Source organism: Streptomyces lacaronensis, from assembly GCF_047337785.1.
GTDB classification, from domain to species: domain Bacteria; phylum Actinomycetota; class Actinomycetes; order Streptomycetales; family Streptomycetaceae; genus Streptomyces; species Streptomyces lycopersici.
Genome location: NZ_JBLHDK010000003.1, coordinates 3,897,518 through 3,916,971, shown reverse-complemented (window position 1 = coordinate 3,916,971; position 19,454 = coordinate 3,897,518). Strand labels below are relative to the sequence as shown.

The window sequence follows — 19,454 nt, the reverse complement described above, 5'->3', positions numbered from 1 at the left end:
CGCTGACTCAGCCTTCCGGGTGGCTGAGTTTTCCACAGCCGGGCGGCTGTCCACAGGAATGCTCCAAGATCCCTGAGCGGGGCGCGGGGGCGTCACAGTCGGTGCCGGAGGTGGTGCCGAATGAACGCCCGAGGAGCGCTGGGCCGCTACGGCGAGGGTGTGGCGGTCCGCACATTGGCGGAAGCCGGGATGACCGTCCTGGAGCGCAATTGGCGATGCCGGGACGGCGAGATCGACATCGTCGCGCTCGACGCCGGGGCGCTGGTGGTGTGCGAGGTCAAGACGCGCCGTGAGGGTGGTTATGAGCATCCGATGGCGGCCGTGGGACCGGACAAGACCGATCGGCTGCGGTGGCTGGCGGAGCGCTGGCTGGAGCGGCACGGCGGCCCGCCGCCGGGCGGAGTGCGGATCGATGTGGTGGGGGTGGTGCTGCCCCGCCGGGGCGCGCCCGTGGTCGAGCATGTGCGAGGGGTGGCCTGATGGGGTTCGCCCGCACCTGCTCGGTGGCGCTGGTCGGGGTCGAGGGCGTGGTGGTGGAGGTCCAGGCCGATCTGGAGCCGGGAGTGGCCGCCTTCGCCCTGGTCGGTTTGCCCGACAAGAGCCTGGTGGAGAGCCGGGACCGGGTCCGCGCGGCCGTGGTCAATTCCGGCGGTGATTGGCCGCAGAAGAAGCTCACGGTCGGACTCAGCCCGGCATCCGTCCCCAAGGGCGGCAGCGGCTTCGACCTGGCCGTGGCCTGTGCGGTGCTCGGCGCGGCCGAGCGGGTGGACCCACGGGAGATCGCCGATCTGATGATGATCGGGGAGCTGGGTCTTGACGGCCGGGTGCGGCCGGTCCGCGGGGTGCTGCCCGCCGTGCTCGCCGCCTCCGAGGCGGGCTACCGCCAGGTCGTGGTCCCCGAGCAGACGGCGGCGGAGGCGGCCCTGGTGCCGGGCGTCTCGGTGCTGGGTGTGCGGAGCCTGCGCCAGTTGATCGCGGTGCTGACGGACGAGCCGGTGCCCGAGGAGGAGCCCCAGGAGCTGGGCCGTCCCGATCCGATGCTGGCGGGGCTCACCGTGCCCGGCGCCGGTATGGGCACCGGTGTGGCCGCGGTGCCCGGGGCGGGGCGGCCCGATCTGGCCGAGGTCGCAGGGCAGCGGGCCGCGCGCACCGCCTTGGAGGTCGCGGCCGCGGGCGGGCACCACCTCTTCCTGAACGGGCCTCCAGGCGCCGGGAAGACCATGCTGGCCGAGCGGCTGCCCGGACTGCTGCCGCCGCTCACCCAGCAGGAGGCCCTGGAGGTCACCGCGGTCCACTCGGTCGCCGGGGTCCTCCCGCCGGGGCAGCCCCTGGTGGAGACCCCGCCGTACTGCGCCCCGCACCACTCGGCGACCATGGCCGCGCTCGTCGGCGGGGGCAACGGGCTGCCGAGACCCGGCGCGGTCTCGCTCGCCCACCGTGGAGTGCTCTTCCTGGACGAGGCTCCCGAGTTCAGCGGGAAGGCGCTGGACGCCCTGCGGCAGCCCCTGGAATCGGGGCATGTGGTGGTCGCCCGGTCCGCCGGGATGATGCGGATGCCGGCACGCTTCCTGCTGATGCTGGCGGCCAACCCCTGCCCTTGCGGGCGCCACGGTCTGATGGGCGACGTCTGCGAGTGCTCACCCGCCACGGTCCGGCGCTATCAGGCACGGCTGTCCGGACCGCTACTGGACCGGGTGGACCTGCGGGTCCGCGTTGAGGCGGTGAGCCGGACCGAGCTCACCGGGGCACGCGCCGGGGCGGAGAGCAGCGCGTCCGTCGCGGCTCGGGTCCAGGAGGCCCGGGAGCGGTCCGCCGCCCGACTCCACGGCACCCCCTGGCGGCTGAACAGCGAGGTGCCGGGCCATGAGCTGCGCACCCGCTGGCAGCCGTCCCCCGGTGCGCTGCGCGAGGCCGAGCGCGATATGGAGCGCGGGCTGCTCACCGCCCGGGGGCTCGACCGGGTGCTGAGGGTCGCCTGGACCGTCGCCGACCTGGCCGGGCACGACCGGCCCCTGGCGCCGGACATCGCCCAGGCGCTGCAACTGCGGACCGGGATCAGCCGTGGGGTCCCGGTCCCGGCGGGGGAGTGCTGATGTCGGCTTCTTCGACGGGCGGTCGCGGCGCCGTTCCCGCCCTGTTCTCCGAGCCCGGGCAGGGGCAGGGTGGCTGGTACGAGGGGCGGGCGCTCCCGGACGGGCGGGGCGTCCCGGATGAGAGAAAGGGGCTGCCCGAGGGGCGGGGCGTCCCGGAGCAGGGGCAGGAGCTCCTCGAGGAACGGGCCACCCCGGACGACGGGCCGGAGCTCGCTGAGCGCCGGGGCGTCCCGGACGCGGAGCGGCTGGCGCGGGCGGCGCTCACCCGGCTCGTGGAGCCCGGGGACGAGACCGTGGGGCGCTGGCTGCGCCGTATGGGGCCCGTGGCGCTGTGGCGGGCGCTCACCGGGAAGGGCAAGCCCCCGCCCGGGGCCACCGGGGAGCGGCTGGCCGGATGTGCCCTCCGGGCGGCCGGGGTGGACCCGGTCGCCGACCTGGCGCTGATCGCCCGGTGCGGCGGACGGTTCATCTGCCCCGGGGATCTGGACTGGCCCGGTCAGCTCGACGATCTCGGTGACGCTCGCCCGGTCGGGTTATGGGTGCGCGGTCGGGCCGACTTGCGGATGTGGGCGCTGCGCTCGGTCGCCGTGGTGGGCGCGCGGGCCTGCAGCGACTACGGCGCGCATGTCGCGGCGTGCCTCGGCACAGGGCTCGCCGAGCGGGGCTGGGTGCTGGTCTCCGGGGCGGCCCACGGTGTGGACGGCGCGGCTCACCGAGGGGCGCTCGCCGCGGGTGGGGCCACCATCGCGGTGCTCGCTTCCGGTGTGGACGTCCCCTATCCGCGAGCGCACGCCGAGTTGATCGAGCGCATCGCGGAACAGGGCCTGGTGCTGGCCGAGTTGCCACCCGGAGCGCATCCGACGCGCCCCAGATTCGTGCTCCGCAACCGGGTCATCGCCGCCCTCACCCGCGGCACGGTCGTGGTCGAGGCCCAGTACCGCAGCGGATCGCTGGTCACCGCGCGCCGGGCACAACAGCTCGGGCGGTCCACCATGGGGGTGCCCGGACCGGTGACCAGCGCCCTCTCGGCCGGTGTGCATGAACTGCTGCGCGGCGAGGCCGTCCTGGTCACCGACGCCGCCGAAGTGGCCGAGCTCATCGGCGGCATCGGAGACCTCGCCCCGGAGCGGCGGGGGCCGCTGGTCGAGCGGGACCTGCTCGATCCCGTGACGGCACGGGTGCTGGAAGCGTTGTCGGCACGGGGCGGCAACCACCTGCGGGATGTGGCCCGGGAGTCCGGGACCGGATGCGACGAGGCCCTGGGCCGGCTCCATGAACTGCTCGCCCTGGGCTTTGTCGAACGTCATGGCGATCGATGGGAGTTGGTTCCGCCCGCGCGCCGGAGCGACGGCGCACGGCGAGGCGATCCCCCGAATCGGGGCAATCGGGTGAAAGGGTTGAGGCGATGACCGTATCCGCACACCGCCGAGCCGACGCCCTTCGCATACCGCGACGCCTTAGTCACGCTACGCTCACAAGGTTTCCGGCGGAAGCGTACGTCCTCACCCATGTCATGGCAGAACGGCTCAAGGCGACGAATGCCCCAGCACATCTCCGGGTCTGACAGCGCGGCGCCGCCCGCGGCCCGCGGCGCGGTGCACCCTGCCGCGCCCTCATCACTCGACGAGCTGTGGCGGTCGTACAAGACCACGGGCGACGGCCGGCTGCGGGAGCAGCTGATCCTGCACTACTCGCCGCTGGTGAAATATGTGGCCGGCCGGGTCAGCGTCGGGCTGCCCTCCAATGTCGAGCAGGCGGACTTCGTCTCGTCCGGGGTCTTCGGACTCATCGACGCCATCGAGAAGTTCGACCCCGAGCGCGCCATCAAGTTCGAGACCTACGCGATCACCCGGATCCGCGGCGCGATGATCGACGAGCTGCGGGCGTTGGACTGGATCCCGCGGTCGGTCCGCCAGAAGGCCCGGGCCGTGGAGCGGGCGTACGCGACGCTGGAGGCCCAGCTGCGCCGCACTCCCTCGGAGACCGAGGTGGCCACCGAGATGAGCATCAGCCTCGAGGAACTGCACGGCGTCTTCAGCCAGTTGTCACTCGCCAATGTGGTCGCCCTGGAGGAGCTGCTGCACGTCGGCGGCGAGGGCGGTGACCGGCTCAGCCTCATGGACACCCTTGAGGACACCGCCGCGGACAACCCCGTCGAGGTGGCCGAGGACCGGGAGCTGCGGCGGCTGCTCGCCCGGGCGATCAACACCCTCCCGGAGCGGGAGAAGACCGTGGTCACGCTCTACTACTACGAGGGGCTCACGCTCGCCGAGATCGGCCAGGTGCTCGGCGTCACCGAGAGTCGGGTCAGCCAGATCCACACCAAGTCGGTGCTCCAGCTGCGGGCGAAACTCGCCGACGTCGGGCGCTGAATCGTCCCTCCGGCATCGCCCTCCGGGCGGCCTCTTCCGTAGAGTGGTCGGGTGCCCAGGATTCGAGCGGCCTCAGTGGCCGAGCACCGGACGATGCAGCGCGCGGCCCTGCTGGAGGCCGCCCGCACCCTGCTGTCCGAGGGCGGTACGGAGGCGCTGACCTTCCCCGCCCTCGCCGAGCGCACGGGACTCGCACGGTCCTCCGTCTATGAGTACTTCCGCTCCCGCGCCGCCGTGGTCGAGGAGCTGTGCGCCGTGGACTTCCCGGTCTGGGCCGCCGAGGTCGAGGCCGCGATGGAGCGGGCCGACGGGCCCGAGGCGAAGATCGAGGCATATGTCCGCCGGCAGCTCGCGCTCGTCGGCGACCGCCGGCACCGCGCGGTGGTGGCGATCTCCGCCGGTGAGCTGGACGCGGGCGCGCGGGAGAAGATCCGGGCCGCCCATGGCGGGCTGATCGCCATGGTGGTCGAGGCTCTCGCGAGCCTCGGGCATGAGCAGCCCCGGCTTTCGGCCGTGCTGCTCCAGGGCGTCGTGGACGCCGCGGTCCGGCGCATCGAGCTCGGCGCGGCCGAGGATCCTGAGCGGATCACCGAGGCGGCCGTCGTCATGGTCCTGCGCGGCGTCCGGGGCTGACCGCGCGGCCCTTCCACTGGCCCCGCGGGCGCGCGCGGGGCGCGGCCCGGACGACCGGGCGATCCCGCCCGGTCCGGACCGGCTCGGGCGACCCAGCCGGATCCGGGCCCAGAGGGATGCCGCCATCAGCGCCGCGGCCGTCGGCAGCCGGGTGTCCCCGGCGGGGGAGGCGAGCCCGGAGAGCGTGGGCGCGTCGCGCACCCCGAACACCGGGAGCAGCCGGGACGGCCCGCCCCGCAGCATCGACGGCGGCAGCAGCGACAGCGGATCGAGATAGCGGTCCACGCGCCGCAGCCCCCAGTGCAGACAGCCCGACCGGCAGTGGAAGGGGCCCGGCGCCACCACGCCGACCACCTGCCCGGCGGCCACCCGCTCCCCCTTGGCCACTGTGGCGCGCACCGGCTCGTAGGTGGTCCGCAGGGGAGGGGAGCCGGTCCCGGACACCTCGATCACCAGTACACCTCGGCCCGCGACCGGGCCCACGAAGCTCACCCGCCCCGGGCCCGCCGCCCGGACCCGCTCGCCCGGACGCGCCGCGAGGTCGACCCCGCGGTGCCCCGCCGCCCAGGGCGCCGGAGGCGGCCGCCAGCCCCTCAGCACGGCAGGCCGCACCGCCCCCGGCGCACCGTCGACCGGCCACGACCGCTCCCCGCCCGGCCTCGACCGCTCCCTGCCCGCCGTCGATCGTCCCCCGCCCGGCCTCGTCCCCGGATCCGGCGCCGCGCGCGAAGCAGGCGCCGCGCGCGGATCCGCCGCCGCGGCCCGTACCGCGGAAGGAGACAACACCGGAAGAGAGGCCGGAGACACCGACAGCACCGACAGCACCGACAGCACCGACAGCACAAGAATCACCAGGGCAAGAGCCCGCCCCACCACAAGCCTTCGCATACCCCCACGATGGCCGGGCGGCCCGGAACGGGCGGATCATGGACGGAATCGGGGGACTACTCACGCGTTGTGGATAACGCCGTCACCCGGCACCGCACCGGTCCCGTACACTTCTTATGGCGATCCGGGTCACCGGATCGACTTCGCACGCCCCGCCACCGGTGCTCCGATCGCGCATCGGTCAGCTCGGTGGCCGCGCCCCTCGGTCCTCGGACGACCCCCGAAAGGGCCCCGTCCGTGGCAGGCGCGCCGGGACGTCAGGAGCGGCGGCCGCCCGGCCGCCGTGGAACCGAGTACCTCAAGGAGTACGGCCATGGCCGTCGTCACGATGCGGGAGCTGCTGGAGAGCGGCGTCCACTTCGGGCACCAGACCCGCCGCTGGAACCCGAAGATGAAGCGCTTCATCTTCACCGAGCGCAACGGCATCTACATCATCGACCTGCTCCAGTCGCTGTCGTACATCGACCGCGCCTACGAGTTCGTCAAGGAGACCGTCGCCCACGGCGGCTCCATCATGTTCGTCGGCACCAAGAAGCAGGCGCAGGAGGCCATCGCCGAGCAGGCGACCCGCGTCGGCATGCCGTACGTCAACCAGCGCTGGCTGGGCGGCATGCTCACCAACTTCTCGACCGTCTACAAGCGCCTGCAGCGCCTGAAGGAGCTCGAGCAGATCGACTTCGAGGATGTGGCCGCCTCCGGCCTCACCAAGAAGGAGCTCCTGGTCCTCTCCCGCGAGAAGGCCAAGCTGGAGAAGACCCTCGGCGGTATCCGCGAGATGCAGAAGGTGCCGAGCGCCGTCTGGATCGTGGACACCAAGAAGGAGCACATCGCCGTCGGTGAGGCGCGCAAGCTCCGGATCCCGGTCGTCGCGATCCTCGACACCAACTGCGACCCGGACGAGGTCGACTACAAGATCCCGGGCAACGACGACGCGATCCGCTCCGTCACCCTGCTCACCCGGGTGATCGCCGACGCCGTCGCCGAGGGCCTCATCGCCCGTTCCGGTGTAGCCACCGGTGACGAGAAGGCCGACAAGGCCGCGGGCGAGCCGCTCGCCGAGTGGGAGCGCGACCTGCTCGAGGGCGAGAAGAAGGCCGACGAGGGCGAGGCCAAGCCGGCCGAGGCCGCCGCGGACAAGCCCGCCGAGGACGCCGCCAAGCCCGCCGAGGCCGTTGAGGCCGTCGAGGCCGCCGCGGACAAGCCTGCCGAGGACGCCAAGCCCGCCGAGGACGTCAAGCCCGTCGAGACCCCCGCCGCGGGCACCGAGCAGGGCTGACCACTCAGACGTCACTCAGACGGTGTATGACGGCGGGGGACGGTGCCGGTGGCGCCGCCCCCGCCGTTCACCCGTAGAGCTTTCGACTTTCGAGAAGAGATTCACAGATCATGGCGAACTTCACCGCCGCTGACGTCAAGAAGCTCCGTGAGCTGACCGGCGCCGGCATGATGGACTGCAAGAAGGCGCTGGACGAGGCCGAGGGCATCGTCGACAAGGCCGTCGAGATCCTGCGCGTCAAGGGCCAGAAGGGCGTGGCCAAGCGTGAGGGGCGCAGCGCCGAGAACGGTGCCGTCGTCTCACTCATCGCGGACGACAAGTCCTCCGGCGTGCTGGTCGAGCTGAAGTGCGAGACCGACTTCGTGGCCAAGGGCGACAAGTTCGTGGCCGTCGCCGACGCCATCGCCGCCCACGTCGCCAAGACCTCCCCGGCCGACCTGGAGGCCCTGCTGGCCTCCGAGATCGAGGCGGGCAAGACCGTTCAGGCGTTCGTCGACGAGGCCAACGCGACCCTCGGCGAGAAGATCGTCCTGGACCGCTTCGCGCAGTTCTCCGGCGGCTTCGTCGCGGCGTACATGCACCGCACCAGCCCGGACCTGCCGCCGCAGGTCGGCGTCCTGGTCGAGCTGGACAAGGAAGACGCCACGGTCGCCAAGGACGTCGCGCAGCACATCGCCGCCTTCGCCCCGAAGTTCCTCACCCGCGACGAGATCCCGGCCGAGACGGTCGAGAACGAGCGCCGGGTCGCCGAGGCCACCGCCCGCGAGGAGGGCAAGCCCGAGGGCGCCCTGCCGAAGATCATCGAGGGTCGCGTCACCGGCTTCTTCAAGGAGAACGTGCTGGTGGACCAGCCGTTCGCCAAGGACAACAAGAAGTCCGTCCAGAAGATCCTGGACGAGGCCGGTGTCTCGCTCAAGCGCTTCGCCCGTTTCCGCGTCGGCGTCTGAGCCGAGCAGCGAATGACCGGCGACCCCGATAGGGTCGTAGGCAGCCAACCGTCGACCGGTCGGCCGCAGATGTGACGAGGAGGCCATTGCCGCAGAGGTCGTAACAGGACCCGTCCGGCAGTGGCCTCCTTCGTATGTGCACGAGGAGATCTCCAATGAATCACGGCGCGGACGCCAAACAGGCCGCCGATGACAAGAAGGCGCACGGCGCGGCCCCACACGGTCGCTTCCTGCTGAAGCTGTCCGGCGAGGCGTTCGCCGGAGGCGGGGGACTCGGTGTCGACCCCGATGTCGTGCACGCCATCGCCCGCGAGGTCGCCGCCGTGGTCAGGGACGGTGCCGAAATCGCCATCGTCATCGGCGGCGGAAACTTCTTCCGCGGTGCGGAACTGCAGCAGCGCGGTATGGACCGGGCCCGCTCGGACTACATGGGCATGCTCGGAACCGTCATGAACTGTCTCGCCCTCCAGGACTTCCTGGAAAAGGAGGGCATCGACTCCCGCGTCCAGACCGCCATCACCATGGGCCAGGTCGCGGAGCCGTACATTCCGCTGCGTGCGGTGCGCCATCTGGAGAAGGGGCGTGTGGTCATCTTCGGCGCGGGTATGGGTATGCCGTACTTCTCCACGGACACCACCGCGGCCCAGCGAGCGCTGGAGATCGACGCGCAGGCCCTGCTCATGGGCAAGAACGGCGTGGACGGGGTCTATGACTCCGACCCCGCCCGCAACCCCGACGCGGTGAAGTTCGACGCCCTGGAGTACGGCGAGGTGATCACCCGGGATCTCAAGGTCGCAGATGCCACCGCGATCACGCTCTGCCGGGACAACAAGCTGCCCATCCTCGTCTTCGAGCTCCTGGCCGAAGGAAACATCGCGCGTGCGGTGAAGGGTGAGAAGATCGGCACGCTGGTGAGCGACCAGGGCTCCCGGGCCTGACGGCTCGAACGGGGGATGGACAACGGCCTGCCGGTCGGACACCGTGCAGGAGAAGACGCACGCAGGGGCGAGGCTCTGCTTACTGATAACACCAGGAGCAAGTGGTGATCGAAGAGATCCTCCTCGAGGCCGAGGAGAAGATGGAGAAGGCCGTTGTGGTCGCCAAGGAGGACTTCGCCGCGATCCGCACCGGGCGTGCGCACCCGGCGATGTTCAACAAGATCGTGGCGGACTACTACGGTGCGCTGACGCCGATCAATCAGCTGGCGTCGTTCTCGGTGCCGGAGCCGCGGATGGCCGTGGTCACGCCGTTCGACAAGACCGCGCTCCGCAACATCGAGCAGGCGATCCGGGACTCCGATCTGGGCGTCAACCCGAGCAATGACGGCAACATCATCCGTGTGGTGTTCCCCGAGCTCACCGAGCAGCGCCGTAAGGAGTTCATCAAGGTCGCCAAGGCCAAGGGCGAGGACGCGAAGATCTCGATCCGCAGCGTCCGCCGCAAGGCCAAGGAGTCCATCGACAAGCTGATCAAGGACGGCGAGGTCGGCGAGGACGAGGGGCGCCGCGCGGAGAAGGAGCTCGACGACACCACGGCGAAGTATGTCGCGCAGGTGGATGAGCTGCTCAAGCACAAGGAAGCCGAGCTGCTCGAGGTCTGATGAACGACTCTTCCTGGGGGGCCCCACCAAGCGCCGGACTCCGGGGACCGGGCCGTCAGGGCACCTCCCCCGGCTACGGCTGGGAGGTGCCCACTTCTTCGGCGGGTCCCGCGCACGAGGTGGGTGAGGCGGCGCAAACTCGCCCCATGCCCACCGTGCCCCACGCAGGCGGCGACTCCGGCGAGGCCGCCGACCGTGACCGGGGGGCCGCTCGGCTGAGCGGCCCCCTCTTCCGCGACGAGCGGGAGCCGCAGCCCGGCCCCCGGCAGCCCGCCGGGCGCCGGCCGACGCCCCCCGAGCCCGCGCCCGACCCGGCCTCCGCCGACGGCGCGCCCGGCACCGGGCAGGGCAAGAAGAGCGCGGGCCGGAACCTGCGCGCCGCGATAGGGGTGGGCATCGGCCTCGGTGTGATCATCTTGGCCTCGCTCTTCATCTACAAGCCCGTGTTCGTCGGCGTGGTGGCGGTCGCGGTGGTGGTCGGGCTCTGGGAGCTGACCTCGCGGCTGGCCGAGCGCAAGGACATCCGGGTCCCCCTGGTGCCGCTCGCCGTCGGCGGGGTCGCCATGGTCGTCGCCGGCTATGTGCGCGGTGCCCAGGGCGCGGTGGTGGCGGTCGCCCTCACTGCGCTCGCGGTGCTGGTCTGGCGGATGACCGAGCCGCCCGACAACTACCTCAGGGATGTCACCGCAGGCGTTTTCGCCGCCTTCTACGTGCCGTTTCTGGCCACTTTCGTGGCGCTGATGCTCGACACCGACGACGGCCCGTGGCGGGTCCTGACCTTCCTGCTGCTGACCGTGGTCAGCGACACGGGGGCGTACGCGGTGGGCTGGCGTTTCGGCAAGCATCCGCTGGCCCCGCGCATCAGCCCCGGCAAGACCCGCGAGGGGCTGCTGGGCGCGGTGGCCTTCGCGATGGTCGCGGGCGCCCTGTGCATGCAGTACCTCATCGACGACGGCGTCTGGTGGCAGGGCCTGCTGCTCGGCCTCGCCGCCGCGGTCAGCGCGACCCTCGGCGACCTCGGCGAGTCCATGATCAAGCGCGACCTCGGCATCAAGGACATGGGCAAGCTGCTGCCCGGCCATGGCGGGATCATGGACCGGCTCGACTCGCTGCTGCCCACCGCGCCGGTGGTGTGGCTGCTGCTGGTGATCTTCGTGGGTGGCGGCTGACCACGCCCGCCCACGGGCCCCGCGCCACTCCCGGCGCGGGGCCGTTCGTATGTCTGCGACACTGGGTGAACCATGCCTAAGCCCGGAGAACTCACCTTCGTCGCGCCGCGTGGGGCCAAGAAGCCCCCGCGGCATCTTGCCGACCTCACGCCCGCCGAGCGCCGGGAGGCCGTCGCCGCCCTCGGGGAAAAGCCCTTCCGGGCAGGTCAGGTGTCGCGTCACTACTTCGCGCGCTATGCCGACGACCCCGCTCAGTGGACCGACATCCCGGCCGCCGCGCGCGAGAAGCTGGCCGCCGGGCTGCTGCCGGATCTGATGAGCGTGGTGCGGCACATCAGCTGTGACGACGACACCACGCGCAAGACGCTGTGGCGGCTGTTCGACGGCACGCTCGTGGAGTCCGTCCTGATGCGCTACCCGGACCGGGTCACCATGTGCATCAGCTCACAGGCGGGCTGCGGGATGAACTGCCCGTTCTGCGCCACCGGGCAGGCGGGGCTGGACCGGAATCTGTCCACCGCCGAGATCGTGCACCAGATCGTCGACGGGATGCGGGCCCTCCGGGACGGGGAGATCCCCGGTGGCCCGGCCCGGCTGTCCAACATCGTCTTCATGGGCATGGGCGAGCCGCTGGCCAACTACAACCGTGTCGTCGGCGCCATCCGCCGACTCACCGACCCCGAGCCCGACGGGCTCGGTCTGTCGCAGCGCGGTATCACCGTCTCCACCGTCGGCCTCGTCCCGGCGATGCTGCGGTTCGCGGACGAGGGCTTCAAGTGCCGGCTCGCGGTGTCGCTGCACGCGCCCGACGACGAGCTGCGCGACACCCTCGTGCCGGTCAACACCCGCTGGAAGGTGCGCGAGGTCCTGGACGCCGCATGGCAGTACGCGGAGAAGTCCGGCCGCCGGATCTCCATCGAGTACGCGCTGATCAAGGACATCAACGACCAGGCCTGGCGCGCCGATCTGCTCGGCCGGCTGCTCAAGAGCCACCGGGTGCATGTGAACCTCATCCCGCTCAATCCGACGCCCGGTTCCAAGTGGACGGCGTCGCGGCCCGAGGACGAGAAGGCGTTCGTGGCGGCCCTGGAGGCCCACGGGGTGCCGGTGACCGTCCGGGACACCCGGGGCCAGGAGATCGACGGGGCCTGCGGGCAGCTGGCCGCTTCGGAGCGCTGAGCACCGGCTGATACGGTGCCTGGGCATCGTTGCATCATGCGATCGTCATAGAAGCGAACATCCGTACAAGTGAACATTCCGACAGGGGAGCGCTCAGAGCGCTGAGAGTGCGGCACGGCCGCAGACCCTCGGACCTGATCCGGGTCATACCGGCGTAGGGAGTCAGCATCACCATGAACAGTCAGCTTCGGCGTGCCATCTCGGCCGCCCTCTTCGCCTCACTGGCCCTGGGCGCGCTCGTCGGCTGCGGCGAGGACACCAAGAGCGGCTCGGACTCCAAGACGGTCACCCTGGTCACGCATGACTCGTTCGCGGCCTCCAAGGCGGTCCTCAAGGAGTTCACCAAGGAGACCGGCTACAAGGTGCGCGTGCAGGCCGGGGGCGACGCCGGAGCCGCCGTCAACCAGGCGATCCTGTCCAAGGGCCATCCCCAGGGCGATGTGTTCTTCGGTGTCGACAACACGCTCCTCTCCCGTGCGCTCGACAACGACCTGTTCACCCCCTACCCGGCGAAGGGCCTCGACAAGGTCCCGGCGGCCCTTCAGCTCGACCGGGCCGAGCACCGCGTCACCCCCGTCGACTTCGGCGACATCTGCGTCAACTACGACCGGAAGTACTTCGCCGACAAGAAGCTGACGCCGCCCCGGACGCTGGACGATCTGACCAAGCCCGCTTACAAGAACCTCCTGGTCACTGAGAACGCGGCCACCTCGTCCCCCGGTCTCGGCTTCCTCCTCGCCACGGCCGCGAAGTACGGCGACGACGGCTGGAAGGGCTACTGGAAGAAGCTGCGGGCCAACGGCGTCGAGGTCGTCGACGGCTGGGAGCAGGCGTATTACGACCGGTTCTCCGGCTCGGCGGGCGGCGGCAAGGGCGACCGGCCGCTCGTCGTCTCCTACGCCTCCAGCCCGCCCGCCGAGGTGGCCGACGCCAAGAGCAAGCCCGCGAAGGCCCCCACCGGGGTGGCGACGGGCACCTGCTTCCGGCAGGTGGAGTTCGCCGGACTGCTGAACGGCGCGGGCAACACCAAGGGCGGCAAGGCGCTGCTGGACTTCCTGCTGAGCAAGCGGTTCCAGGAGGACGTCCCGCTGAACATGTACGTCAACCCGGCGCGCGAGGACGCCAAGCTGCCGGAGCTGTTCACCCGATACGGGGTCAGGATCGCCGACTCGGCCACCCTGGCGCCGCAGAAGATCGCCAAGAATCGTGAGCCGTGGGTCAAGACATGGTCCTCGCTGGTCCTGTAGAGCCCCGCGAGAACCGTAAGAAGGCCAATGACCACCGTAAGGCCGATAGGGGCGAGGGCGGCGGCCGTCGCGCGATCGCCCTCCGGCTCGCCCTGATGGCGGTGCCGCTCGCTTTCTTCGCGGTCTTCTTCGCCTATCCCGTGGCCGCCATCGTCACCCGGGGGCTGCGTGTCGGCGGTCGGTGGCGGTTCGGCCGGATCGCCGAGGTGGTGACCGATCCGGCGACGCTGGACGTCCTGTGGTTCACCTGTTGGCAGGCGGTCGCGTCGACCGCCCTCACGCTCGCGGTGGCGCTGCCCGGCGCGTATGTCTTCGCCCGCTTCGACTTCCCCGGCAAGGGGCTGCTGCGGGCCGTGGTGACCGTGCCGTTCGTCCTGCCGACCGTCGTCGCCGGATCGGCCGTCCTGGCCCTGCTCGGCCGGGGCGGGCTGCTGGACGAGCTGTGGGGGGTGCGGCTGGACACCTCCGTCTGGGCGATCCTCCTGGCCCACGTCTTCTTCAACTACGCGGTCGTCGTCAGGACCGTGGGCGGGCTGTGGGCCCAGCTCGACCCGCGCCAGGAGGAGGCCGCGCGAGTACTCGGCGCGAGCCGGCTGTCGGCCTGGCGCCGGGTGACGCTGCCCGCCCTGGCCCCGGCCGTGGCCGCGGCCGCGCTGATGGTGTTCCTGTTCACCTTCACCTCCTTCGGTGTGATCCAGATCCTCGGCGGCCCCCGCTACGCCACCCTGGAGGTGGCGATCTACCGGGAGACCGCGCAACTGCTCGACCTCCCCTCGGCCGCGGTGCTGACCCTCCTCCAGTTCGCCGCGGTGGCGGCCGTATTGGCCCTGCACGCGTGGACAGTGAGGCGCCGCGAGAGCGCCCTGCGGCTCGTCGACCCGGGCCGCACCGCGCGCCGCCCGAAGGGCCCGGCCCAGTGGGCGCTGCTGTGGGGCGTGCTGGCGGTGGTCGCGCTGCTGATCGTGACACCGCTCGCGGTGCTGGTGGAGCGCTCGCTGAACGGACCGGACGGCTACGGGTTCACCTACTACGAGGCGCTGCGGTCGGCCGCGGACAGCGGGGGCACCTTCTTCGTGGCTCCCATGGAGGCCGTCGGGAACTCCCTGTGGTACGCGGCGGTCGCCACCGTCTTCGCCCTCGTCGTGGGCGGTCTCGCCGCCGCGGCGCTCACCCGTAAGGCGGGCAGGCTGGTGCGGGGCTTCGACGCGCTGCTGATGCTGCCGCTGGGCACCTCGGCCGTCACCGTGGGGTTCGGCTTCCTGATCGCCCTGGACGAGCCCCCGCTGGATCTGCGCGCCTCCTGGGTCCTGGTGCCGCTCGCCCAGGCCCTGGTGGGCGTGCCCTTCGTCGTACGGACCATGCTGCCGGTGCTGCGGGCGGTGGACCACCGGCTCCGGGAGGCGGCGGCCGTGCTCGGGGCGTCCCCGTGGCGGGTCTGGCGGGAGGTGGACATGCCGCTGGTCGGACGGGCCGTGGCGGTCGCGGCGGGCTTCGCGTTCGCCGTCTCCCTGGGCGAGTTCGGGGCGACCGTCTTCATCGCGCGCCCCGACCATCCGACCCTCCCGGTGGCCATCGCCCGCTTCCTGGGCCGGGCCGGACAGCTCACCTACGGGCAGGCGATGGCCCTGAGCACGATCCTGATGCTGGTCTGCGCCGGATCGCTGCTGGCGCTCGAGCGCATCCGCACCGACCGTTCCGGAGAGTTCTGAATGACGCTGCTGCGACTGGACGAGGTGACCGTGAGGTTCGGCCGGCGCGACGCGCTGGACGCCGTGGACCTGGAGGTCGCCGAGCACGAGACGGTCTGTGTGCTGGGGCCGAGCGGAAGCGGCAAGTCCACCATGCTGCGCGTGGTGGCCGGGCTGCGGCGACCCGACACCGGCCGGGTGTGGCTCGCCGGACGCGACCAGAGCGGGGTGCCTACGCACCGGCGCGGCGTGGGGTTGATGTTCCAGGACCACCAGCTGTTCCCGCAGCGGGACGTGGGCGGCAATGTCGCCTTCGGGCTGCGGATGCGCAAGGTGGGCCGTGCGGAGGCGGATCGCCGGGTCGCCGAACTGCTGGAGCTGGTGGGGCTGCCGGGCGCCCAGCGCCGCCCCGTCGACTCGCTCTCCGGCGGTGAGCAGCAGCGGGTGGCGCTCGCCCGCGCGCTTGCCCCGCGGCCCAAGCTGCTGATGCTGGACGAGCCGCTGGGTCAGCTCGACCGGGGGCTGCGGGAGCGGCTGGTGGTGGAGCTGCGCGAGCTCTTCGAACGGCTGGGCACCACCGTTCTCGCGGTCACCCACGACCAGGGGGAGGCGTTCGCGCTCGCGGACCGGGTGGTGGTGATGGAGAACGGCCGGATCGCCCAGACGGGCACCCCGCTGGAGGTGTGGCAGCGGCCCGCCACCGAGTTCGTCGCCCGGTTTCTCGGCTTCGACAATGTGGTCGAGGCGATCGTGCACCGCGACGTCGCCGACACCGTATGGGGCAAGCTGCCCGTGCCGCCCGGTTCCCGGCCGGGCCCCGGCAGGCTGCTGGTCCGCCCCGCCGGGGTGCGGCTGACGGACCCCGGGGAGGGGCTGGCGTGCACCGTGGCGGCGCGCACCTTCCGCGGTGACCATGTGGCGCTCATCCTGCGGCTGTCGGACCCGGCCGCGCCGCGTCTGGAGGCGTCCTGCGCCCTGCGGGACGCCCCGGAGGCGGGGGCCCGGGTCGGGGCGGTCATCGATCCGGGCGACGTGGTGCTCCTGGACCCCGAGCCCTGACGCCGGGGCCCCTTGCCTCCGCTGGTACGCCTCCCCTGGTACTCAGCGCTTCCTCGCCGCCGCTCAGGCCAGCATCGACAGCAGCGCCGCGGGTGCCTCGTCCACCGAGTCCACCAGGGCGATACGGGCCTTCATGGACCGTCCCTCCGCGAGCGCTTCGAGCAGCGGCCAGGTCGGCAGCCGCCGGGTCCAGTGGTCCCGGTCCACCAGCACCATCGGGGTCGGCTCACCGCGCGACTCGTAGTAGTTCGGCGTCGCGTTGTCGAAGATCTCCTGGACGGTCCCGGCGGCGCCGGGCAGGAAGACCACGCCCGCGGTCGAGCGCGCCAGCAGGCCGTCCTCACGGGTGGCGTTGGCGAAGTACTTGGCGATGTGCGAGGCGAACGCGTTCGGCGGCTCATGCCCGTAGAACCAGGTGGGGATGCCGACCGACGCCCCGCCGTCCGGCCAGCGCTCGCGCACCGCGAAGGCGGCCTCGGCCCAGGCCCCGATGGACGGCCGGAAGGAGGGCGTCTTGCCGAGCAGTTCGAGCGCCTCGTCCAGCACCGCGTCCTCGTGCGGGGCCGCGTAGGCGCCGAGGTTCGCGGCCTCCATCGCGCCCGGCCCGCCGCCCGTCGCGACCGTGAGGCCGGTCCGCGCCAGGGCACGGCCGAGCCGTGCGGCGCCCGCGAATCCGTCGGAGCCGCGCTCCAGCGCGTGACCGCCCATGACGCCCACCACCCGCGTCCCGACGAGGAATTCGTCGAGCGCGTCGGAGACCGCGTCGTCGTGGATGGAGCGCAGCATCGAGGCGAAGATGTCGCCGTCGGTCTTGGTCCGCTGGAACCAGGCGTAGGCGAGCGCGTCCGGCGTCCGCACGTAACCGTGTTCGGCGAGGCCCTCGAAGAGCTCCGCGGGGGAGTAGAGGGTGCCGCGGTACGGGTCGAACGGCAGATCCGGCACCGGCGGGAACACCAGCGCGCCCCCGGCCCGGACCTTGGCCGCCGCCTCGGTCTCCATCGGGCAGCCGAGGAAGACGGCCTCGCTGGTGTCGGTGGAGAGGAGCGCGGCCGTACGGCCTGTCAGGTCCACGGACTGGACCCGGAACCCGGCCAGGGTGCCGCGGGCGACGACCTGGTCGAACTCCTCGATGGACTCTATTTCCCGGTCTGGTTCCTGCACGCCGACATGCTAATCACACCGGAGGCAGGGGGCTGTGGATTGGGGCAATCGTGACCGGGCCGCTTCGCCGCACAATCCAGACATGAACACCGACACCCGGGATTTTCAGCGGTGGAACGGCATCGCCGTGAGATGCGCCACCACCCACACCAGCGGCACCAGGAGCGCCAGCAGTGCCGACGCGCGCAGCGCGGCCGCCCCGCGGAGCAGCCGGGCCGGGGCGCCGAGGCGGACCAGGGCGGCCGTCGTGCGCTCGCGCGCGCTCCTCGCTTCCACGACCGCGGTCAGGGTCGTGGCCGCGGCGCACAGCGTGACCAGGGCCGCGCCCAGGCCGGTGAGCGGGCCGAAGGCATGGGCGCCGGACGGCCCGGAGGCCCTTCCATACAGTTCGAGGACGGTGAATCCGGCGGCGGCCAGAGCACACAGCGCGCCGACCGGGCGTCCGATCAGCCCGGCCTCCTGCTGGAGCATCCGTCCGGCCAGCAGCCGCAGCACGCCAGGCCGGCCGACGGCCAGCAGCCTGCCGCACAGATGGGTGAGGCCGGGCCCGGCCAGCACCAGCCCGAGCGCCGCCAGCGCCCAGCCGCCCACCACACCGGGCGGGTTGCCGCCGAGCCGGCCCGGCACGGCGAGCAGGGCGTCGGGGAGCGGGGGTGCGTCACCGCTCGCGTACGCCTGCAGGGCGAGTCCGGCCGCGGTCAGGGCGATGCCCCAGGGAAGTCCGGAGGTGGCCTGGTGGGGCCGGGGCGCGACCGGCCCCGTCACAACGGTGGGCCGGGCCGGGGCCGCCGGGCGGCGGGCGCCCCGTGGCCCGCGGACCGGCTGGTGCACCGCCCTCGGCTGCCGGGGCCACAGCTCTGCCGCACACGCCGCGCCCACCACCGCGGGGACGACGGCGAGCAGCGTGACCGTACCGGCCAAGGGCAACGGCCAGCCGCCGCCCAACTGCCGGCCGGCCGTCCCGCTTCCGGCCCAGTCCAGCCAGGAGTCCCCGAGATCGCCGCGCAGATGCAGGAAGACCAGCAGTGCCAGCGCCCCGCCGAGCGCGCAGGCGGCCGCCATCGAGACCGCCGCGAGCAGCGCCGCCCGGGCCGGGCCGACTCCGGCCGCCGCGAAACCGGGGCCAGGGCCGGTGCTGGGGTCGGCGCGGCCTACGGCGATGGCCAGCTGGACGGTCGCGGCCAGCGGTACGAGGCACCACAGCAGCCGCCCCACCGCTCCCCGCGAGTCGTCCGGATGGCCCGAGGCGAACCCGAGGGCGCTCAGCAGCAGAAAGCTCGCGCCCGCCGCCGCGACGGTGACCAGCGACCGCCGCAGCAGTACCGACGGGCGGGCGCCGCGGGCTAGGCGGAGGCTGAGCATGCGGCCCTGCCTTCCGCCTCGGAGGGGTCCGAGCCCATCCGGCGCCCGTCGAGCAGGGCGACGGTGTGGTCGGCGAGGGTGGCCACCTCCTGGTCGTGCGTCGCGAGGACCACGGTGATGCCGTGGGAGCGGGCCGCCGAGGTGAGGGTGCGCAGCATCTGGGCGCGGTCGGCCTGGTGCAGCGGGGCGGTGGGCTCGTCGGCGAAGAGCACACCGGGTCCGGCGGCCAGCGCGCGGGCGAGCGCGACCCGCTGGCGCTGCGACTGCAGCAGTGCGGCGGGCCGCGCCCGGGCGAACTCGCCGATGTCGAGCCGGTCCAGCCACTCGCACGCGGCGCTCTTCGCGGCGCGCCGCCCGGTGCCGCGCAGCATCAGGGCGAGCGCCGCGTTCTCCCAGGCGGTGAGCTCGGGGACGAGCTGGGGTTCGGTGCCGATCCAGCCGAAGTGCTCGCGCCGCAGCCGTTCGAGGCCGAGTGGAGGGAGGCTGTGCACGGGCACGCCCTTGAACCACACCTCCCCGCTGTCCGGGACGAGTTGGCCCGCCAGACAGGCGAGGAGAGTGGTCTTGCCACAGCCGCGCGGACCGGTGACGGCGACGATCTCGCCCTTCCGGGCGCCGAGGGAGACCCCGATGAGGGCGGGCGAGCCGCCGTAGGCGTACGACACGGTGTGTGCCGCGAGCATGTCGTCGTCCGGCGGAGCCACCATCCCGAGCACCTCGCCTTACCTGCGACCGTCTCGTTCCCCCGGTTGGGGGAACGAGCGCGGAGCCAATGGGTCA

17 protein-coding genes, 1 pseudogene and 1 riboswitch are annotated in these 19,454 nt (G+C 72.3%); of the genes and pseudogenes, 14 read left to right on the top strand and 4 right to left on the bottom strand.

Annotation, left to right across the window (positions count from 1 at the left end):
• Positions 1 to 120: 120 nt before the first annotated feature.
• The 5 genes from ACMTAK_RS16425 to ACMTAK_RS16405 all read left to right on the top strand — a co-directional run bounded on the left by ACMTAK_RS16425 (position 121) and on the right by ACMTAK_RS16405 (position 5,098).
• The gene (locus tag ACMTAK_RS16425; RefSeq protein ID WP_413806928.1) at positions 121 to 480 is read left to right on the top strand and encodes a YraN family protein; all 360 of its coding nucleotides are present in this window, start codon (positions 121 to 123) and stop codon (positions 478 to 480) included.
• Positions 480 to 2,093, top strand: coding sequence for a YifB family Mg chelatase-like AAA ATPase (locus tag ACMTAK_RS16420; protein ID WP_413806927.1), 1,614 nt, complete (start codon positions 480 to 482; stop codon positions 2,091 to 2,093). The genes ACMTAK_RS16425 and ACMTAK_RS16420 overlap by 1 nt, the downstream gene beginning before the upstream one ends.
• Positions 2,093 to 3,502 carry a DNA-processing protein DprA gene (gene dprA / locus ACMTAK_RS16415; protein WP_413806926.1) on the top strand — a complete coding sequence of 470 codons (1,410 nt, stop codon included), beginning with the start codon at positions 2,093 to 2,095 and terminating at the stop codon, positions 3,500 to 3,502. Before ACMTAK_RS16420 ends, dprA begins: the two co-directional genes overlap by 1 nt.
• 129 nt (positions 3,503 to 3,631) lie before the next feature.
• Complete coding sequence (whiG, locus tag ACMTAK_RS16410; protein WP_413806925.1) at positions 3,632 to 4,465, top strand: RNA polymerase sigma factor WhiG; 834 nt, start codon at positions 3,632 to 3,634, stop codon at positions 4,463 to 4,465.
• A 93-nt stretch (positions 4,466 to 4,558) separates the two neighbouring features.
• Positions 4,559 to 5,098, top strand: coding sequence for a TetR/AcrR family transcriptional regulator (locus ACMTAK_RS16405; protein ID WP_413812910.1), 540 nt, complete (start codon positions 4,559 to 4,561; stop codon positions 5,096 to 5,098).
• A gap of 324 nt (positions 5,099 to 5,422) precedes the next feature.
• Here the strand turns inward: ACMTAK_RS16405 and ACMTAK_RS16400 are convergent.
• Positions 5,423 to 5,986: pseudogene (locus ACMTAK_RS16400) on the bottom strand (peptidoglycan DD-metalloendopeptidase family protein); the annotation flags it as partial.
• A 313-nt stretch (positions 5,987 to 6,299) separates the two neighbouring features.
• Here ACMTAK_RS16400 and rpsB point away from each other — a divergent pair.
• From rpsB to ACMTAK_RS16355, 9 genes are all read left to right on the top strand, one after another.
• Complete coding sequence (rpsB, locus tag ACMTAK_RS16395) at positions 6,300 to 7,262, top strand: 30S ribosomal protein S2 (RefSeq protein WP_413806924.1); 963 nt, start codon at positions 6,300 to 6,302, stop codon at positions 7,260 to 7,262.
• Positions 7,263 to 7,372: 110 nt separating this feature from the next.
• Positions 7,373 to 8,209, top strand: a complete 837-nt coding sequence (tsf, locus tag ACMTAK_RS16390; protein WP_210946321.1) for a translation elongation factor Ts — start codon at positions 7,373 to 7,375, stop codon at positions 8,207 to 8,209.
• A 155-nt stretch (positions 8,210 to 8,364) separates the two neighbouring features.
• Positions 8,365 to 9,147 (top strand): UMP kinase, encoded by a 783-nt coding sequence (gene pyrH / locus ACMTAK_RS16385; protein ID WP_020868133.1) that lies wholly within the window; start codon positions 8,365 to 8,367, stop codon positions 9,145 to 9,147.
• A 104-nt stretch (positions 9,148 to 9,251) separates the two neighbouring features.
• The gene (gene frr / locus ACMTAK_RS16380) at positions 9,252 to 9,809 is read left to right on the top strand and encodes a ribosome recycling factor (protein WP_413806923.1); all 558 of its coding nucleotides are present in this window, start codon (positions 9,252 to 9,254) and stop codon (positions 9,807 to 9,809) included.
• Positions 9,809 to 10,978 carry a phosphatidate cytidylyltransferase gene (locus ACMTAK_RS16375; protein WP_262703918.1) on the top strand — a complete coding sequence of 390 codons (1,170 nt, stop codon included), beginning with the start codon at positions 9,809 to 9,811 and terminating at the stop codon, positions 10,976 to 10,978. Before frr ends, ACMTAK_RS16375 begins: the two co-directional genes overlap by 1 nt.
• Before the next feature lie 72 nt (positions 10,979 to 11,050).
• A complete protein-coding gene (rlmN, locus tag ACMTAK_RS16370; protein ID WP_413806922.1) occupies positions 11,051 to 12,157 on the top strand; it encodes a dual-specificity RNA methyltransferase RlmN in 1,107 nt (368 codons plus the stop codon).
• Positions 12,158 to 12,230: 73 nt separating this feature from the next.
• Positions 12,231 to 12,335, top strand: a riboswitch (TPP riboswitch).
• Positions 12,331 to 13,404: a thiamine ABC transporter substrate-binding protein gene (locus tag ACMTAK_RS16365; protein ID WP_413806921.1), complete on the top strand. Its 1,074-nt coding sequence runs from the start codon at positions 12,331 to 12,333 to the stop codon at positions 13,402 to 13,404. It overlaps the preceding riboswitch by 5 nt.
• A gap of 95 nt (positions 13,405 to 13,499) precedes the next feature.
• Positions 13,500 to 15,113 (top strand): ABC transporter permease, encoded by a 1,614-nt coding sequence (locus tag ACMTAK_RS16360; protein ID WP_413812909.1) that lies wholly within the window; start codon positions 13,500 to 13,502, stop codon positions 15,111 to 15,113.
• Entirely contained in the window at positions 15,114 to 16,151 is a 1,038-nt protein-coding gene (locus ACMTAK_RS16355) for an ABC transporter ATP-binding protein (protein WP_413806920.1), read from the top strand.
• 63 nt (positions 16,152 to 16,214) lie between these two features.
• Here the strand turns inward: ACMTAK_RS16355 and ACMTAK_RS16350 are convergent, their stop codons facing one another.
• The 3 genes from ACMTAK_RS16350 to ACMTAK_RS16340 form a co-directional block, all read right to left on the bottom strand.
• Entirely contained in the window at positions 16,215 to 17,312 is a 1,098-nt protein-coding gene (locus ACMTAK_RS16350; protein WP_413806919.1) for an LOG family protein, read from the bottom strand.
• 105 nt (positions 17,313 to 17,417) lie between these two features.
• A complete protein-coding gene (locus ACMTAK_RS16345) occupies positions 17,418 to 18,674 on the bottom strand; it encodes a hypothetical protein (RefSeq protein ID WP_413806918.1) in 1,257 nt (418 codons plus the stop codon).
• Positions 18,656 to 19,381 (bottom strand): ABC transporter ATP-binding protein, encoded by a 726-nt coding sequence (locus ACMTAK_RS16340; protein WP_413806917.1) that lies wholly within the window; start codon positions 19,379 to 19,381, stop codon positions 18,656 to 18,658. The genes ACMTAK_RS16345 and ACMTAK_RS16340 overlap by 19 nt, the downstream gene beginning before the upstream one ends.
• Positions 19,382 to 19,454: the final 73 nt, after the last annotated feature.

Bases quoted from the DNA above. Each gene is read 5' to 3' on its own strand.
- ACMTAK_RS16420 (WP_413806927.1), top strand. From the start codon at position 480: ATGGGGTTCGCCCGCACCTGCTCGGTGGCGCTGGTCGGGGTCGAGGGC.
- whiG (WP_413806925.1), top strand. From the start codon at position 3,632: ATGCCCCAGCACATCTCCGGGTCTGACAGCGCGGCGCCGCCCGCGGCC.
- ACMTAK_RS16355 (WP_413806920.1), top strand. From the start codon at position 15,114: ATGACGCTGCTGCGACTGGACGAGGTGACCGTGAGGTTCGGCCGGCGC.
- ACMTAK_RS16360 (WP_413812909.1), top strand. From the start codon at position 13,500: ATGGCGGTGCCGCTCGCTTTCTTCGCGGTCTTCTTCGCCTATCCCGTG.
- ACMTAK_RS16425 (WP_413806928.1), top strand. From the start codon at position 121: ATGAACGCCCGAGGAGCGCTGGGCCGCTACGGCGAGGGTGTGGCGGTC.
- rlmN (WP_413806922.1), top strand. From the start codon at position 11,051: ATGCCTAAGCCCGGAGAACTCACCTTCGTCGCGCCGCGTGGGGCCAAG.
- pyrH (WP_020868133.1), top strand. From the start codon at position 8,365: ATGAATCACGGCGCGGACGCCAAACAGGCCGCCGATGACAAGAAGGCG.
- ACMTAK_RS16345 (WP_413806918.1), bottom strand. From the start codon at position 18,674: ATGCTCAGCCTCCGCCTAGCCCGCGGCGCCCGCCCGTCGGTACTGCTG.
- tsf (WP_210946321.1), top strand. From the start codon at position 7,373: ATGGCGAACTTCACCGCCGCTGACGTCAAGAAGCTCCGTGAGCTGACC.
- ACMTAK_RS16375 (WP_262703918.1), top strand. From the start codon at position 9,809: ATGAACGACTCTTCCTGGGGGGCCCCACCAAGCGCCGGACTCCGGGGA.
- ACMTAK_RS16340 (WP_413806917.1), bottom strand. From the start codon at position 19,381: ATGGTGGCTCCGCCGGACGACGACATGCTCGCGGCACACACCGTGTCG.
- dprA (WP_413806926.1), top strand. From the start codon at position 2,093: ATGTCGGCTTCTTCGACGGGCGGTCGCGGCGCCGTTCCCGCCCTGTTC.
- ACMTAK_RS16405 (WP_413812910.1), top strand. From the start codon at position 4,559: ATGCAGCGCGCGGCCCTGCTGGAGGCCGCCCGCACCCTGCTGTCCGAG.
- rpsB (WP_413806924.1), top strand. From the start codon at position 6,300: ATGGCCGTCGTCACGATGCGGGAGCTGCTGGAGAGCGGCGTCCACTTC.
- ACMTAK_RS16365 (WP_413806921.1), top strand. From the start codon at position 12,331: ATGAACAGTCAGCTTCGGCGTGCCATCTCGGCCGCCCTCTTCGCCTCA.